This is a genomic window from Streptomyces sp. NRRL S-1813 (assembly GCF_000719605.1).
Classification (GTDB): Bacteria; Actinomycetota; Actinomycetes; order Streptomycetales; family Streptomycetaceae; genus Streptomyces; species Streptomyces decoyicus.
Map to the genome: position 1 here is coordinate 165,924 of NZ_JOHB01000001.1, position 14,709 is coordinate 180,632.

General features: G+C 67.2%; 15 protein-coding genes and 1 tRNA gene. 15 read left to right on the forward strand and 1 reads right to left on the reverse strand.

Annotation, left to right across the window (positions count from 1 at the left end; genetic code table 11):
- The first annotated feature begins 45 nt into the window (after positions 1-45).
- Complete coding sequence (locus IF67_RS0100700; protein WP_030981209.1) at positions 46-1,029, forward strand: YihY/virulence factor BrkB family protein; 984 nt, start codon at positions 46-48, stop codon at positions 1,027-1,029.
- A 103-nt stretch (positions 1,030-1,132) separates the two neighbouring features.
- Here the strand turns inward: IF67_RS0100700 and IF67_RS0100705 are convergent, their stop codons facing one another.
- Positions 1,133-2,557: a D-alanyl-D-alanine carboxypeptidase family protein gene (locus IF67_RS0100705; protein ID WP_030981210.1), complete on the reverse strand. Its 1,425-nt coding sequence runs from the start codon at positions 2,555-2,557 to the stop codon at positions 1,133-1,135.
- 140 nt (positions 2,558-2,697) lie between these two features.
- On the opposite strand from IF67_RS0100705, the gene IF67_RS40995 reads away from it, so the two are divergent.
- From IF67_RS40995 to IF67_RS0100785, 14 genes are all read left to right on the forward strand, one after another.
- Positions 2,698-4,230 (forward strand): recombinase family protein, encoded by a 1,533-nt coding sequence (locus IF67_RS40995; protein WP_078889204.1) that lies wholly within the window; start codon positions 2,698-2,700, stop codon positions 4,228-4,230.
- Between the two features lie 890 nt (positions 4,231-5,120).
- Positions 5,121-5,194, forward strand: a tRNA-Asp gene (locus IF67_RS0100715).
- 26 nt (positions 5,195-5,220) lie between these two features.
- Positions 5,221-5,472: a DUF7681 family protein gene (locus IF67_RS0100720; protein ID WP_051817443.1), complete on the forward strand. Its 252-nt coding sequence runs from the start codon at positions 5,221-5,223 to the stop codon at positions 5,470-5,472.
- Between the two features lie 64 nt (positions 5,473-5,536).
- Entirely contained in the window at positions 5,537-5,752 is a 216-nt protein-coding gene (locus IF67_RS0100725) for a hypothetical protein (RefSeq protein ID WP_051817445.1), read from the forward strand.
- Between the two features lie 700 nt (positions 5,753-6,452).
- Positions 6,453-6,887, forward strand: coding sequence for a hypothetical protein (locus IF67_RS0100740; protein WP_030981215.1), 435 nt, complete (start codon positions 6,453-6,455; stop codon positions 6,885-6,887).
- A gap of 45 nt (positions 6,888-6,932) precedes the next feature.
- The gene (locus IF67_RS0100745) at positions 6,933-8,561 is read left to right on the forward strand and encodes a terminase (RefSeq protein WP_030981216.1); all 1,629 of its coding nucleotides are present in this window, start codon (positions 6,933-6,935) and stop codon (positions 8,559-8,561) included.
- A gap of 17 nt (positions 8,562-8,578) precedes the next feature.
- Positions 8,579-10,018, forward strand: coding sequence for a phage portal protein (locus IF67_RS0100750; RefSeq protein WP_234340941.1), 1,440 nt, complete (start codon positions 8,579-8,581; stop codon positions 10,016-10,018).
- The gene (locus tag IF67_RS0100755) at positions 10,002-10,985 is read left to right on the forward strand and encodes a hypothetical protein (RefSeq protein WP_030981218.1); all 984 of its coding nucleotides are present in this window, start codon (positions 10,002-10,004) and stop codon (positions 10,983-10,985) included. The genes IF67_RS0100750 and IF67_RS0100755 overlap by 17 nt, the downstream gene beginning before the upstream one ends.
- 55 nt (positions 10,986-11,040) lie before the next feature.
- Positions 11,041-11,562, forward strand: coding sequence for a hypothetical protein (locus tag IF67_RS40140; protein ID WP_051817448.1), 522 nt, complete (start codon positions 11,041-11,043; stop codon positions 11,560-11,562).
- Between the two features lie 75 nt (positions 11,563-11,637).
- On the forward strand, positions 11,638-12,612 hold the full coding sequence (locus tag IF67_RS0100765) for a P22 phage major capsid protein family protein (protein WP_030981220.1): 975 nt from the start codon (positions 11,638-11,640) through the stop codon (positions 12,610-12,612).
- A 10-nt stretch (positions 12,613-12,622) separates the two neighbouring features.
- Positions 12,623-12,997 (forward strand): hypothetical protein, encoded by a 375-nt coding sequence (locus IF67_RS0100770; RefSeq protein WP_030981221.1) that lies wholly within the window; start codon positions 12,623-12,625, stop codon positions 12,995-12,997.
- A gap of 324 nt (positions 12,998-13,321) precedes the next feature.
- On the forward strand, positions 13,322-13,609 hold the full coding sequence (locus tag IF67_RS0100775; protein ID WP_030981222.1) for a DUF5403 family protein: 288 nt from the start codon (positions 13,322-13,324) through the stop codon (positions 13,607-13,609).
- Positions 13,606-14,019, forward strand: coding sequence for a hypothetical protein (locus tag IF67_RS0100780; RefSeq protein WP_030981223.1), 414 nt, complete (start codon positions 13,606-13,608; stop codon positions 14,017-14,019). Before IF67_RS0100775 ends, IF67_RS0100780 begins: the two co-directional genes overlap by 4 nt.
- A gap of 71 nt (positions 14,020-14,090) precedes the next feature.
- On the forward strand, positions 14,091-14,699 hold the full coding sequence (locus IF67_RS0100785; RefSeq protein WP_234340967.1) for a hypothetical protein: 609 nt from the start codon (positions 14,091-14,093) through the stop codon (positions 14,697-14,699).
- Positions 14,700-14,709: the final 10 nt, after the last annotated feature.

A 14,709-nucleotide genomic window follows, 5' to 3' on the forward strand; every position in this document is an offset into this window, starting at 1 on the left:
GGGCACGAGGCGAACGAACGCCTCGGACCGTACGAGGGGAACGCCATGGACTGGTTGCGCACACTGCCGGTGATCGGACCGGCCGTCAGCCGGCTGATGACCACTCACCTCTGGCGCGCCTACGAGCGGATGCTCCGGGTGCACTGGACCAGGCTCGCCGCCGCGATCACCTTCACCAGCTTCGTCGCGCTCTTCCCGCTGCTCACCGTCGCCGCGGCGATCGGCGCCGCGCTGCTCAGCGACGGGCAGCTGCACAAGCTGGAAGGCAAGATCGCCGAGCAGCTCCCCGGCATCTCGGCACAGCTGCACATCTCCGCACTCGTCGACAACGCCACCACCATCGGCCTGGTCGCCGGTGGCGCGCTGCTGCTCACCGGCATCGGCTGGGTCGAGTCACTGCGCGACTGCCTGCGCGCCGTGTGGGAGAAGGACAACGAGCGGACCAACTTCTTCCTCGGCAAGCTCCGGGACGGGGTCCTGCTGCTCGGCGTCGGCGGTGTCGCCGTGCTCTCCCTCGCCTGCTCGACCTTCGCGTCCGCGGCGGTGGGCAAGGTGGCCGAGGCGATCGGCCTGCCGGAGGGCGGCATCGGCAGCGTCCTGCTCTCGGTCGCCGGCTTCGTGATCGCCGTCCTCGCGGACTTCCTGCTGCTCGCCTACATACTGACCAGGCTCCCCGGTGTCCATCCGCCGCGCCGCGCCGTCGTGATCGCCGGCCTGCTCGGCGCGATCGGCTTCGAACTGCTGAAGCTGCTGCTCAGCGGCTATCTCCAGGGCGTCGCCTCCCGGAGCATGTACGGCGCCTTCGGCACCCCGATCGCGCTGCTGCTGTGGATCAACTTCACCGCGAAGCTGCTGGTGTACTGCGCTTCCTGGACGGCCACGGAGGGGGAGGAGCGCGGGGAGGACGAGGAGCTCAAGGTGCCCGACGGGCCGGAGCGGACGGAGGAGACAGAGCGGACGGAAGGGCGCGAGGTGCCCGACGGGCCGGAGCGGCCTGAGGGGCAGGAGCGGCCGCCCCGGGCGGCGTGACGTCGGCCCTTCGGCTTCCCACCGCCGCGCACGTCGCGGCCGCCGCCCCGCCCGGCCTCCCTCTCAGCCCTGTATCAACTCCGGTTCACCGGGCCACTTCCGGTCACTTCCGGGGCCCACGGCCCCGCAGCAGCTCCGGCAGCGGACGGCGCCGGTGCACGGCGAACGCCACGACGGCCAGCAGCGCCAGCACCCCGCTGGTGATGCCCACCGCGGTCCAGGCGCCGCCCGCGCTGCCGGTGCCGTTCAGCGCGGCCTGGGTGCTCTCGTGCGCGCCCTTGCCCTTGCCCTTGGCGCCCACGGCGCCCATGCCGTCGTCCTCGCTCCTGGGGCCGACGAGCCGGCCGACCGGCTCCACCTTGTCGGCCGCCGCGAAGCCCCAGTCGAACAGCTGGGCGGCCTCCCGGTAGGCCTCGTTGTGCTCCTTCTTCTCCGGGTTCATGACCGTGACGAGGAGCTTGCGGTCGCCGCGGTGGGCGAAGCCGGTGAAGGTCGACCCCGCGTTGGTGGTGGAGCCGTTCTTCACCCCCGCGATCCCCGGGTACGGCTTCATGTCGTAATCGCCGCTCAGCAGCCGGTTGGTGTTCTGGATGCCGAACGTCGCCCGCTTGCCGTCCTTGCCCTTGTCGCCGGGGAACTGCGCACTGGCCGTCGAGCAGTACTCGCGGAAGTCCGGGTTCTGGAGCCCGGAGCGGGCGAACAGGCTCAGGTCGTACGCGCTGGAGACCTGGCCCGGCGCGTCATAGCCGTCCGGGGTCACGACATGGGTGTCGTGGGCGTTGAGGTCCTTGGCGTGCTGCTGCATCTGCGTGACGGTGGCCTTCGTGCCGCCGTTCATCGCCGACAGGGTGTGCACCGCGTCGTTGCCGGACCGCAGGAAGACGCCCAGCCACAGGTCGTGGACCGTATAGCTCAGGTTCTCCTTTATCCCGACGAGGCTGCTGCCGACGCCCATCCCCGCCAGGTCGGCGGACCTGACCGTGTGCTTCTCGTTCTTGGGGAACTTCGGCAGCACCGTGTCGGCGAACAGCATCTTCAGCGTGCTGGCCGGCGCGAGCTGCCAGTGCGGGTTCTTGGCGGCCAGCACCTTGCCGGACTCGGCGTCGGACACGATCCACGAACGGGCCGTGAGCGTGTCCGGACCCGGCAGCTTGGGGGCGCCGGGCCCCGGCGCCACCTGGACGCCGGGCGTGCCCAGCCGGTCCCCGCCGATCTGCGACATCTTCGCCGGCGGCGCGGGAGTCTTGGGGTCGGCATGCGCGGGGCCGGCCAGCAACGGGGAGGCGAGCAGTCCGGAGGCGGCCAGCGCGGCGGCGGTGCGCAGGGGGAAGCCGTTGCGCGCCGCGCGCCCGGCACTGCCGGGTGCGGCCGGGGCAGCCGATGCGGTCGAGGCGGTCGGATCGGTGGGAGCCGTGGAAGCGCGGAAGGTCGTCGGCACGTCGGTGAACGTACCCGCCTTTGCCCGGGACGCCGACAGCACCCCACGGAAGAGTGCCCCTCCCGCCCGCCGGATGGAGCCGCTGCCCATACTGGACCTTATGAAGCTCTCTCGCCCCGTGTCCTGGTTCCTGCTCGCCTTCGGGGTGTGGAGCTGGTTCATCTGGAGCAACCGGACACCCTGAGAACTAATCGGTTGCGGGCAGTCCCCGCAGGTCAGAGGGTGTTGGCATGTCAGATGATCGGGAGAACTGGCCATTCGTAGACCTCCTGTTGCGCAAGTCGAAGCGGGTGCGTGACGGGGAGTTGACCCTGTCTATCCGGGCACAGGAGGACCGGGGGAGGGCGTGGGCGGACGCGAACCGGTACCGCGTGCGCAAGGTGTGGAAAGAGAATCTGTCCGCCTGGTCTGATGTGGAGCGTCCAAAGTACGACGCTGCTATGGATGCAGTCCTGAACGCTGAGGTTCCCGCCCTGTGGTGTTACGCACTCGACAGGTTCAGCCGCAAGGGCGCTGAGGCGGTCGTCCCGATCCTGGGCAAGGCGCGGGTGGTCTTCGACTACGAGGGCCTGGACTCGATGAACGAGCGGGACCGTAAATGGATCATCGATAAGGCGGAACAAGCCCGCGATTACTCCAATCGCCTTTCCTATAACGTGTCCAGCACGAAGGCTAAACAGCGCAATGAAGGGCGCTGGCTTTCCCGTGCTCCCTTCGGGCTGAAGGTCAACAAGAAGACCGGGAAGCTTTCGCCAGATAAGAAAAAATCCAAAAAGCGGAGCTATTCCTATTGGGATATCGTCCTCCGGATTTTCGCGGAGATATCCGAAGGGAAGTCGGCGCGAGCGCTTGCGCGGGATTTCAATAGTGAGGGAATCAAGACAGCGTGGGGTAATGCTTGGCGCGCTGAAAGTATTCGCTATATCGTCATCAATCCAGTTTACGAGGGCTGGCTTACGGTAAGCATTAAGGGTCGCCCCACTGCCTACCGAAACGAAGAGGGTAAGCGCGTTAAGGTGGCAGCCAAGAAATCGGAAATGATTCCGAAGGCACTGGCGGAGAAGGCCCGGCGGGTCCTGAGTGGCCACCAGATTCTAGACAACACACCAAGGGAGGGGCGCAGTAAGCACCTTCTTGCGGAGCGTGTCGGTTGCCTCTCATGCAAGTACGCAATGACCCTCAATGGGGTTTCTTACGTCTGCTCAGGGCCTGATTGTGGGCTGCCTGCGACGGTTATGCGAAGCCTTCTGGAAAAGTATGTGCTCAAGCTGTGGTTCGCCAGGCTCGATAACGCAGAACCGGATGATCCTATTCTGGCTGTGGTCGCTCAGCGCTGGCATGCTCTCACGCGACCGAAGGAAGCGAAAGGTATGCGTGAAGCGACGGCCGCTCTGCGAGAGGCGAAATCCGCACTGGATAAATTCCATGCGGACGACCGGGCGGGATTCTATGAGGGGCGTTCCGCGAAGTACCGCATTCCTGCCAAGGTCAAGGCTGAGGAACGGCTTACGGCAGCCGAGAAGCGCGTAGAGAAGCTGTCTGGCGGAGCCGTGGATATCACGTTCCTGATGTGGGGGCACGCTGCGAAGGCGTGGGAGAAGGCGGATGACGCCTTGAAGCGGGAACTCCTGGGGTTGGCCATAGACAGGGTGTACGTGGCCAAGGCGGCGAAAAAGGGAGTCAGGTTCGATGGGGATTCCCGGGTAGTGATCGAGTGGGCACAGCTCGAAGAGGAGGACGAGGAGCCGATGCTTGCGGTGTGACCCGCAGCATGGGGCGCAGGCTGGCCCCGTGAGGCGCGTCACTCGCCGGCTGGCCGTGGCCACTCGCCAGGCAGCACCCCACAGTAGGACGCGCATCACCGGTGGGCAGGGCGCGATGTGATGCAAAAGAACTGCATCTCTGACCTACTTCCTTGGAAGATCCACATAGGAAGTAGTGCAGAGATGCAGTTCTTTTGCATCACCCCACCGGCAGGCTTCTCCCACCTCCTTCAGCGTGTAACCGTCCCCAGACAACTAAGACGTGAGCGGGAACCGTTCCACGCGCCAGCGCGTAGACGTGGACGTGAGAGTGAACCCGTTCCGCCCCGTCCGTAGTGGGCCCTCCCAGGTATCTCCCGGTTGAGGTGGCCCCCGGACGGGGCCCTTGTTCTCCTGTGTGCGGTGTGTGGAGTGCACCCGGACCTAGTACCTGGCCCTGGCGAGGGTCAGGGAACACGGACGAAGCGTGGGTTCGACCCCCACCACACAGGCCCCTTGACCGGCTTACGCGGCTGCAATGGGGGATTGACTTGCCTTTGTAGCTCAGAAGGAAGAGCGGCCGAAAAACGGAGCGGCGGCATGGTGGGACGGTTGCGGAAGCACCGGGATCGGGCCCCGTACTCAAAAGGTGCGGGGTTGGGGAACCTCAGCCCCCGACAGGGAAGCGCGTTTTCCAAGTCCACCTACATTGGCGCGGGTTCGAGTCCCGCCAGGGGTACGTCAGGAACGACGCCAAAGGTGTATAGCGGTCGGGGCGTCCGTGCTGGGGGTGACGTGGTTCGCCCAGCATTCGATTTTCGCCCGTCAAAATGCTGACCAAGGGCCTGGCCGCAGACGGGCGGTAAGCGTCCCCACTCCTGGTGACACTGTCCCGGGAGCGGGGATTGCAGGGTCCCGTAGCTCAGTTGGCGAGAGCGCCCGATTGTCGATCGGGAGGACGCCGGTTCAAGTCCGGTTGGGGCCGCTCTCACCCGCCGGCGGGGGTGTGCGATGACATACGAAGAGATCTGCAAGCGGTTCGACCATCACCCTCCGCGGTGTGAGCAGGCCGTGGAGCTTCACGCGCTTGTGCGCGCGGAGGTCAAGCGGCTGGCCGTGGCGCTGAATGAACAGCTCCCGGACGACCGGGAAAAGTCGGTGGTCTTCATGAAGCTGGAGGAAGTCCTCATGTGGGCCAACGCCTCCATTGCCCGCGGGTGTTGCCTGTGCGTGCAGCCCACGCTGCCGCCGAACGCCTGCTAGTCGCGCCCGGGTAGCTCAGGACCGGAACATGTTCCGGTCTCACGGACGGGGAGACAGCTTGTCTATGTGGTCTGTGGCCTGGCTGGGATGGCTTGCTGCCTTTGTGGCACTGGAGACCCGGGCTCTCCTCAACAAGAGGGCGGGCGACACCTTCAGCGAGCACGTGTGGAAGTGGGCTGGCATCGTAGGGCGGGGCCCGCTGGTGAAGGTGCGGCGTACTGCCCTGTTGCTGGGGCTGGCCTGGCTGGTGACCCACCTCCTGACTGGAGGCTGGGTGTAGCCAGCGGGAGAAGGGAGGCGCTATGGCGTGGGGCACGAGCAACCGCCGGCAGCGTCTCCCCTCGAACTGGCCAGCCCTGCGAGCGGTGGTGCTGCAACGCGATGGCTACCAGTGTGTGGCTGTCTCGGTCGATGGGGTGCGGTGCACTGAGCCGGCCACTGATGTGGATCACATCAAGGCCGGTGATGATCACAACCTCACCAACCTTCAGGCCCTGTGCTCGTGGCATCACGCACGTAAGAGCGCGCGTGAAGGTCATGAGGCCAACAGGGCGAAGGCGCGACCCACGCGCCAGCGGGCGGAGGCTTCACACCCTGCGGAGCTGTGACCTGGGGGGATGCCCCCCTTGGCCTTAGCCTCCGGATCGCAAGCGTATAGCGGCTCAGATCGTGTACGGGTTCCAAGGTCGTCACCGCTGGCGTGAGCCCGTTCGCTCAGCATGGGCCAGGTGGTAGACGCCTCCCGCGACACTGGCCCCCACCATAAGGACGGGCAGGTTACGGACCATGCTCCGCACCCCCTTCCTGATGTGCTCCTTCACCCAACGGCGTGCCTTCTTCGGGAGGACGTGCCAGAGAAGTTCGGACGTGTGCAGGACGAGCAAGAGGGCGGAGACCGTGACGGCCGGACTCGAACCGGCTGCCTGACCCCAAGCTGAACGAACGGGCTTGTCCAACGGTACAGAAAAGGCGGTGACACCATGCCGGGCCCCGTCCCGAAGCGCAGTGACCAGCGTCGCCGGCGCAACAAGAGCGACGGCCCCGACGTGGTGAAGGCTCCTGGTGGAGTCGCCCCGGACGTGCCTCCGGCGGACGAGGAGTGGCACCCGATCGCTGGTCGCTGGTACGCGTCGCTTGTCCAGTCTGGACAGGCACAGTTCTACGAGGCCAGCGACTGGGCCACTGCCCTGTATCTGGCGGAGGCCATGAGCCGGAACCTCAACTCCGGCAAGTTCTCCGCCCAGTTGCTCCAGGCGGTGCTATCCGGCATGACCGATCTCCTGACCACGGAGGGCGCCCGGCGACGGGCCCGCGTGGAGCTGGAGCGCGAAAGCGGCGCAGAAGACCCGCGAGAGGCCGCCCGCGTGACGCTCATGGATTCCTACCGCAAGGCCGCCGGCTCTTCCGACGGCTGATGCCGGCCGCCATTCACGAGCGGTGACGTTCGGGGAGGCGTGCCGATGACAGCAGTCACGCTTGAGCCGGTACGCACCTGGGCGGACAGCGTGCCGTCGGAAACCCGCACGCTGGGGTGGGAAGTCCTGGAATGGACTTCGCGCTACTTGTTGCAGCCGGACGGCCCGGAGGCCGGCCAGCCGTGGAAGTACACCCCGGAGCAAGTCCGCATTGTGCTCCGCTGGTTCGAGATAAACGAGACCGGCGTGTTCGTGCGCCGGCAAGGAACGATCCGACGCCTGAAGGGCTGGGGTAAGGACCCATTCCTGGCGAGTCTGGCCCTGGTGGAGTTCTGCGGCCCCTCCCGCTTCGGCGGCTGGCGACCGGACGGGACTCCGTACGCGGTGCCCCATCAAGCTCCGTGGGTCCAGGTGGCGGCTGTCTCGCGAGACCAGACCCGCAACACCATGCGTCTCTTTGGGCCCATGTGTTCCCCGGAGTTGATCGAGGAGCACGGCCTAGACCTGGGCAAAGAGATCATCTACTCCGCCCGGGGCGGAGTGATCGAGGCGGTTACCTCCTCTCCGCGAACGCTGGAGGGTGGCCGCGCCACCTTCGTGATCCTGAACGAGACGCACCACTGGATAGCCGCCAACCAGGGCCACGAGATGGCTCAGACGATCGCCGGCAACGTTGGCAAGTCCCGCGGTGGTGGCGCCCGAACCATGGAGATCACGAACGCCCCGTTGCCTGGTGAGGACAGCGTGGCGGAACAGACGTGGCATGCCTGGAGCAAGGTGGCCGAAGGCAAAGCCCGGGACTCCGGTGCGTACTACGACAGCGTGGAGTCCCCGCCGGTTGACCTGGCGGACCCGGACCAGCTCCGTGCCGGCATCATCGCGGCCCGCGGGGATGCCACATGGCTGGACGTGGATTGGATCGTCTCCACGATCTACAGCGGCGTTATGCCGCGCGCCCGGTCACAGCGCATGTTCCTCAACCAGCTGGTGACCGCGGAGGACCAGCTCATAGCCCCGGAGGACTGGGACGCCTGCGCGAGTGATGAGGGGCTACAGCCCGGGGACGAGATCACACTTGGATTCGACGGGGGCAAGAGCGACGACTCCACATGTCTCGTCGCTGTCCGCGTACGGGACCGACTGATCCAGCCCCTAGGGGTCTGGGAGCGCCCGGACGGCCCGGCCGGCGACGGCTGGCAGGTGGACCGCCACGAAGTGGACGGAGCGGTCCGCAACGCCCTGGAGCGGTTCACCGTGTTCGCTTTCTTCGCGGACGTGGCCCTGTGGGAATCGACCATCGACGCATGGTCGGAGGACTACCGGGACCGCCTCCTGGTCCGTGCCTCCACGCACTCCGCGGTGGGACGCGACATGCGCGGCGGGCTCCAGGAGCTGACGGTGGCCAATGAGCGCCTGGTCTCCGCGATCGAGAACGGCCAGGTACGGCACGGGGGAACTTCGTCTCCGCTGGGCCGCACTCTGCGCCGGCACGTTTTGAACGCCCGGCGCCGGCCCAACCGGTTCGGTCTCTCCTTCGGCAAGGAGAGCCGGGAGAGCGGCCGGAAGGTGGACGCCTACGCGGCCACGCTGTTGGCGGATCTTGCCCGCCACCGACTCCTTGAGTCCGGCAAGCAACGGCCCCGCGAACGCTCCGGGTCCGTGTTCTTCTTCTAGCGCCCAGGGGGGTGGCTGTGGCTGTATCGAACGTCACCCCCTTGGAGGCGGCAGAGAAGGGCCTCACGAAGCTGGGGTTTGACCGGGAGCGGCTGGACCGCATTCACCGGTACCTCAAGGGTGACCATGACGGCCCGTACATGCCGCGCAATGCGTCGGAGGAGTACAAGCTCCTGGCCCGCCGCGCGGTGTCCAACTGGCTGCCGTTGTTGGTGAAGACGCCGGCCCAGGCCCTGGCTGTTGAGGGCTACCGCCGTGCCGGCCAGGCCGGCGACCCGGCGGCCACGTCGGTGGAGTGGGAGGCATGGCAGGCCAACCGCATGGATGGCCGGCAGATGGCCGTACACCGGGCGGCGCTGGCCTACGGACAAGCCTTCGTCACGGTCCTGCCCGATCCGGCGGACCCTTCGCGGGCGATCATCCGCGGGGTGTCACCCCGGCTGATGTACGCGGCGTACGAGGACCCTGCCGCTGATGAAACCCCCCTGTGGGCACTCCAGTTGGAGGACCCCCCGCAGGAAGGTGAGGAACAGCGGGCATGGCTGTACGACGCGGAGGGCGTCACAGAGCTGGTGATCGGGGGCAAGGACGGCCCCCAAGTGGCTGGCTTCCGCGCCCACAACCTGGGCGTGTGCCCCGTGATCCGCTTCGCTCCGGACATTGACCTGGAGGGCGTGGTCACGGGCGTGGTGGAGCCCATGATCCCGATCCAGGATCGGGTCAACCAGACCACTTTTGATCTTCTCGTTGCCCAGTCGTTCGGCTCGTTCAAGGTGCGAACCATCAGCGGCATGGCGCCCGAGTTCGAGCGCGACCCGGAAACCGGGGAGATCGTCTACGACCCCCGCACGGGCAAGCCGCGAGTGGTGCCCATCCAGGCGGACGCATCGCGCTTCCTGGTGGCTCCCGACCCGGACACGAAGTTTCAACAACTCGATGAAACCCCGCTCTCAGGGTTCCTCGATGCGATTGAGGCCGCCGTCCGCGCGCTGGCCGCCGTGAGCCAGACCCCACCCCACTACCTCCTTGGCTCCCTGATCAACCTGTCCGCGGAGGCCCTGGCTGCCGCAGAGGCCGCACTGACCCGGGCCGTGGACGAGTACAAGCACGTGTTCGGCGAATCCTGGGAGCTGGTCCTCCGCCTGTGTGGGCGGATCGCCGGCGTGGACGAGGACGACAAGGCACAAGTCCTGTGGAAGGACGCCGAATCCCGCTCGCTGTCCCAGACCGTGGATGCGCTGGGCAAGGCCGTGCAGATGCTGAACGTACCGGCCCGCGCGCTGTGGTCCCGCATCCCTGGGGCGACAGCCACGGACGTGGAGCAATGGGCGCAGATGCAAGAAGACGATGACCCAGCCCTCCGGCTGGCTGACTCGCTGACCCGCGCCAGTGTCCCGGCCCCAGCATCGGCCCTGCCCGATGGGGAGGAGCCGACCGACAATGCCGCAGCAGCGTGAGCTATCGCGGCTCTACGTTGATCACCAGCGCGTACAGGCCCGCATCGGCGCAGGAGTCTCTGCCCAGGCCCTGGCGGCGTGGCAGCGAGTCTCGCCCACGTCGCTGACCGCATCGGCTACCGCGTGGCTGGCCGCCATCCTGACCGTGATCCGCCGGGAGCGGACACGATCGAGGGAGGCCGCCGCATCGGTCTACCGACTGCACCGGGCCCTTGAGACCGGCTACACCCTGCCCCCGCTGGCCGGCGAGAGTGCCGGCGACAGTGTGACGCTCGGGGAGCTGCGGGAGGACTGGGCGCAGTACACCGATGCCCCACATGTGGAGCTGCCGGACGATGGGGATGCCGTCCAGGTCGAAGAGATCGAGTGGCCGGAAGAGGACATCACCGGCCAGGACGCGGCGGCCCAAACGTCGCTGGTCGTCACGGGCCCGGTCCGTGCCCATCAGGGCATTGGGCGGGTGTCTGGTGGTGATCAGCGCGGCCGGCTGGATGACGCTTTCCTGGAGGAGCTGGAGAGCGTCATGGGTGACGCCGGCACCAGTTCGGCGGGAGCCGCGGACCGCGAAGCGCTGCGGGGCGGGCGGGACTTGTTCCGCGATGCTTCCCGCGCGGACCCGCGGGTGATCGGCTGGGCACGCGTCACGGATGGTGACCCGTGCTCCTGGTGCGCGATGTTGGCCAGTCGCGGAGCGGTCTACCGCTCACGCGAGATCGCCGGCATCCGGGGCCGAACGGGACGCGGAATGGCACCTGTTGAAGATCCGGAAGGCCTCCAGAAGTACCACGATCAATGTCATTGCCAAACGGTCCCGGTCTACTCGCGGACCGCCTTCCTTCCGGACGCCTCCGCGCAGTACGCGCAGGACTGGCGCCGGGTGACGCAGGGGCTTGCAGGCGCTGAAGCCCGCGCCGCATGGCGCCGGCACATCGACAGCCAGCGGCGCGAGCGTCGCCGCACTACCTGACCACTTCGTTTCAGCCTGTCCAGGCGACGGGCTGCCTGGCCCCAGGAGGCTTTCCTTGGATGAGCAGAACGCGCCCTCTGCCGAGACCGACGAGACGCCGGAACATGTTCCGGACCCCACGGCGGAAGGCGCCGGCCAGCCCCCGGAGCCGGCCGTGGAAAGCCCGGCGGGCGACTCCGAGCGGGACGAGACCGGGCTTCCTGACTGGGCACGCACTGAACTGGCCGGCGTCCGCAAGGAGGCCGCCAAGTATCGCGTGGCTGCCAAGGAGCTGCGGGAGTCGCTGGCGAAGGCCAAGAGCCCGGAGGACTTCGCGGCGGCCACAGCCCGGGTGGCGGAGCTGGAGACCGATCTCCACCGGGAGCGCCTGGCCCGTACGTACCGGCTCCCGGACGTGCTGGCGGCCCGCGTCACCGGGGAGACCGAAGAGGCCCGGGAGGCGGACGCCAAGGCGCTGGCAGAGGCATTCCACACGCGGGCGGTCGGCCTGGGCCGTGGCGGGCTGGACCCCAGCGAGAAGACCACACCGAAGGACCCGGCCGCTCTGGCGGGACTGATCCCGCGCCGCCGGCGCTGAGCGACCCGCACGCCACGCTCATACCTGCACAGCCCCTTGAACGGGGCTTTTTCTATGCCCTAGGGGGACGCCGCAATGGCGAATCGTTTTCTTAAGCCTGAAGTCATCGCATCCGCGGCCCTGGGTCTGCTGGAGCGGGATCTTGTCCTGACCAACCTGGTGTGGACGGACGGTGACTTCAACTTTGTCGGTGCCAAGAACGACACCGTGACCATCCGCATTCCGGCCCGGCTCAAGGCTCGTGAGTACGGCTGGCGCAATGATCGGTCTGAGGCCATCGTGATGGATGAGCTGCACGAGGACCGGATAGACGTCAGCCTCCACAAGGACATTTACAGCGCGGTTCCAGTGACGGACGAGGAACTGACGCTGGATATTGCGGACTTCGGGGAGAAGATCCTTGCGCCGCAGACCCGTGCGATTGCGGAGGCCGTTGACGACAACGTGGCCGCGCTGATCGAGAACGCGCCCTACCGCACGACCCTGCCCCTGGACGGCCGTGATCCGTACGTGTCGGTGGTCGCAGCGCGCAAGGCCCTGAACCGCTCCTTCGTTCCGAAGGGCGGCCGGTACCTCCTGGTGGGTTCCGACGTGGAGGAGAAGATCCTTCTCTCCGAGCGGTTCAACCGGATGGACTCCACCGGTGAGGGCGCGGCCGTCTCCGCGCTCCAGGAGGCTACCGTGGGCCGGATCGCCGGCTTCACGGTCGTGACCAGTGAGGCCATCGACCCGGAGGCCGCTTACGCCTTCGTGCCGTCGGCCTTCGCTGTCGCCACGAGGGCGCCGGCGATCCCGGACGGTGCCGCCTTCGGCGCGTCTCAGGCGTACCAGGGTCTGGCCATGCGCTGGATCAGGGACTACGACTCTGCGCGCCTGCGTGACCGGTCGGTGGTGAACATCTTCGGCGGGTTCAACGTGATGCGCGATCCCGTCGGGGATGAGCGTCCGGACGGCACCCGGGAGAAGGGCCTTGTTCGTGCGGTGAAGCTGGATCTCAACGCCACCGCGCCGGCCCCGGCTCCGACCCCGCGCCGGTCCACCTCGAAGTAAGGCGGCCCGAATGACGGAGCCGCTGGCGAGCGTGGAGGAACTGACCGCCCGCCTGGGCTACCCGCTGGAGGGTGAAGAGCGCGTTATGGCGGAGGCCGCCCTTGCGGATGTCTCCGCCACAGTGCGGGCCTACGGCCTGCCGTGGCCGACCCGAGCCATGGCGCCGGCGGTGGTCATCGCGGTGGTGCTGGCAGTCGCTGAGCGGCGTGTCCGGAACCCTGAGGGGTACCGGGCGGAGAGCCAGGGCGGCTATCAGTACCAGTTGCCGGCCACGGCCCCCACGGGAGTGGAACTGACGCCCGTGGAGATCCAGCTCATTCGGTCGCAGGCCGGCATGGGCGGGCTGTACTCGGTGCCAATAGAGCGGCATGGGGGTGTCCTGTGAGCCTCCTGGACCGGGGGCCGGAGGTGATCACGGTCTACCCAGCCGTAAGCGCTGCTGACGGCTACGGAGGCATCCAACCCAGCCCCGGGGAGCCCATCCTCCTTCGCGCCCGTGTGATGCCCGCAGCCAGTGACGAGGCCACAGGGAACGGCTACCTGACCGGCACGACCTACCACGTCTACGCCCGCACGCTGCCCGCCGGCCCGTGGTCGCGGGTGGAGTGGCGGGGCCAGACCTGGGCCGTGTTGGGGGACGTACAGCGATTCGGCGGAACGCGCCGGACCGCCTTTGACGTAGCGACGATCCGAAAGAGGGGGACAGCCCATGGCGAGCGTGGACCCGAATCTTGATCGCATCGTGGCTCACCTGCCCCAGGTCAAGACAGAGGTAAGCCGCGAACTCAGCAAGAGGGCCGCACGTGTCCGCGCTGTGGTCAACGCTCACCGGGATACCGGCGAACTGGCCGGCTCGCTGGAGGTGGAAACCTCCACAGTGGACTCCACCGTGAGCATTGCTGACCCGGCCGTGGTCTCGATCAATTACGGGCATTGGACCCCCGGCGGTGGCACCTACGTGGAGGGCATCCACGCCATTGAGGCGGGCCTGACATGACCGGCGTTCCCGTCCTGCCAGACGTTGACGCCCTGGTGGTCGATGCCCTGCGCGCCGGCCTCACGGACGCCACGGTCCAAGTGCTGTGGCCAGCCGACTGGGCGGGGGCGCTACCCCTGGTAGTGGCCCGCCGGGTTGCCGGCGCGGCCGTCGATCCGCTCGGCCTGGACGCCGCCGTGATCGACGTGCAGTGCGCGGCCTCCGGCCGGCGTGAAGCCTCCGCCCTGGCCCGCACAGCGCGGGCCGTCCTCCTGACCGCCTGCCGTGCCCAATTCGCAGGCGTGGACGGCTACCTGAGCCACGGTGAAGACGTGGCAGGTCCCTTCGAAATCCGCACGGGTAACCCTACGCCGGGTCCGGACTTCTTCCGCTTCCAGGCGACTTACCGCGTGACCGCGCGGCCTCTCTAACCTCCCAATTCCCTTGCTTTGCGCCGCCTTGCGGCTGCCTTGCTATGCCCTGATGGAGGCTCCCTGTGGCCATGATTGACGACGCCGCCATTGTGGCTGGCTCCGGCTACATCTTTTTCGCCGACCCCGATACGCCTAAGCCCACTCGCATTCTCGACCCGCTGAAGCCGGGCCCGGAGTGGACGAACATTGGCCACACCAGCCGGGAAGATCTCCCGGAATTCGGCCGTGACGGTGACGACCCGGAAGCTCTGGGATCTTGGCAGAATGCCAAGCTGCGGATGACTACCCCGGACATCACGTACACCGTGACGTTCCAGGCCCTCCAGGCAACCGCGGATACGTACCGGTTCTATTTCGGTGCGGGGGAGGACGCCATCCAGCCGGATGGATCTATCCGTATCCCGGCCACACCGATTCCACAGATTCAGTCCCTGTTGGTCATCCTCGTGGATGGAAAGAAGTTCGTCCCCCTGTGGCACCCGCGGGTGAGCCTTCTGGGCTCCGACTCCATCGAAATGGCCACGGATGAGTTCGTGGTCTTCCCGATCACCGGCACGTTCCTGAGTTCTTCCCTCATCGACAACGCAATTGGCGAGTGGGCCCAGATCCTCCCGAAGCCGGGAACCAAGAGCCCGGCCTCCGCCGATTCCCGGCCGGCGCCCTTCATCACGGACTGAGCCGGCCTGT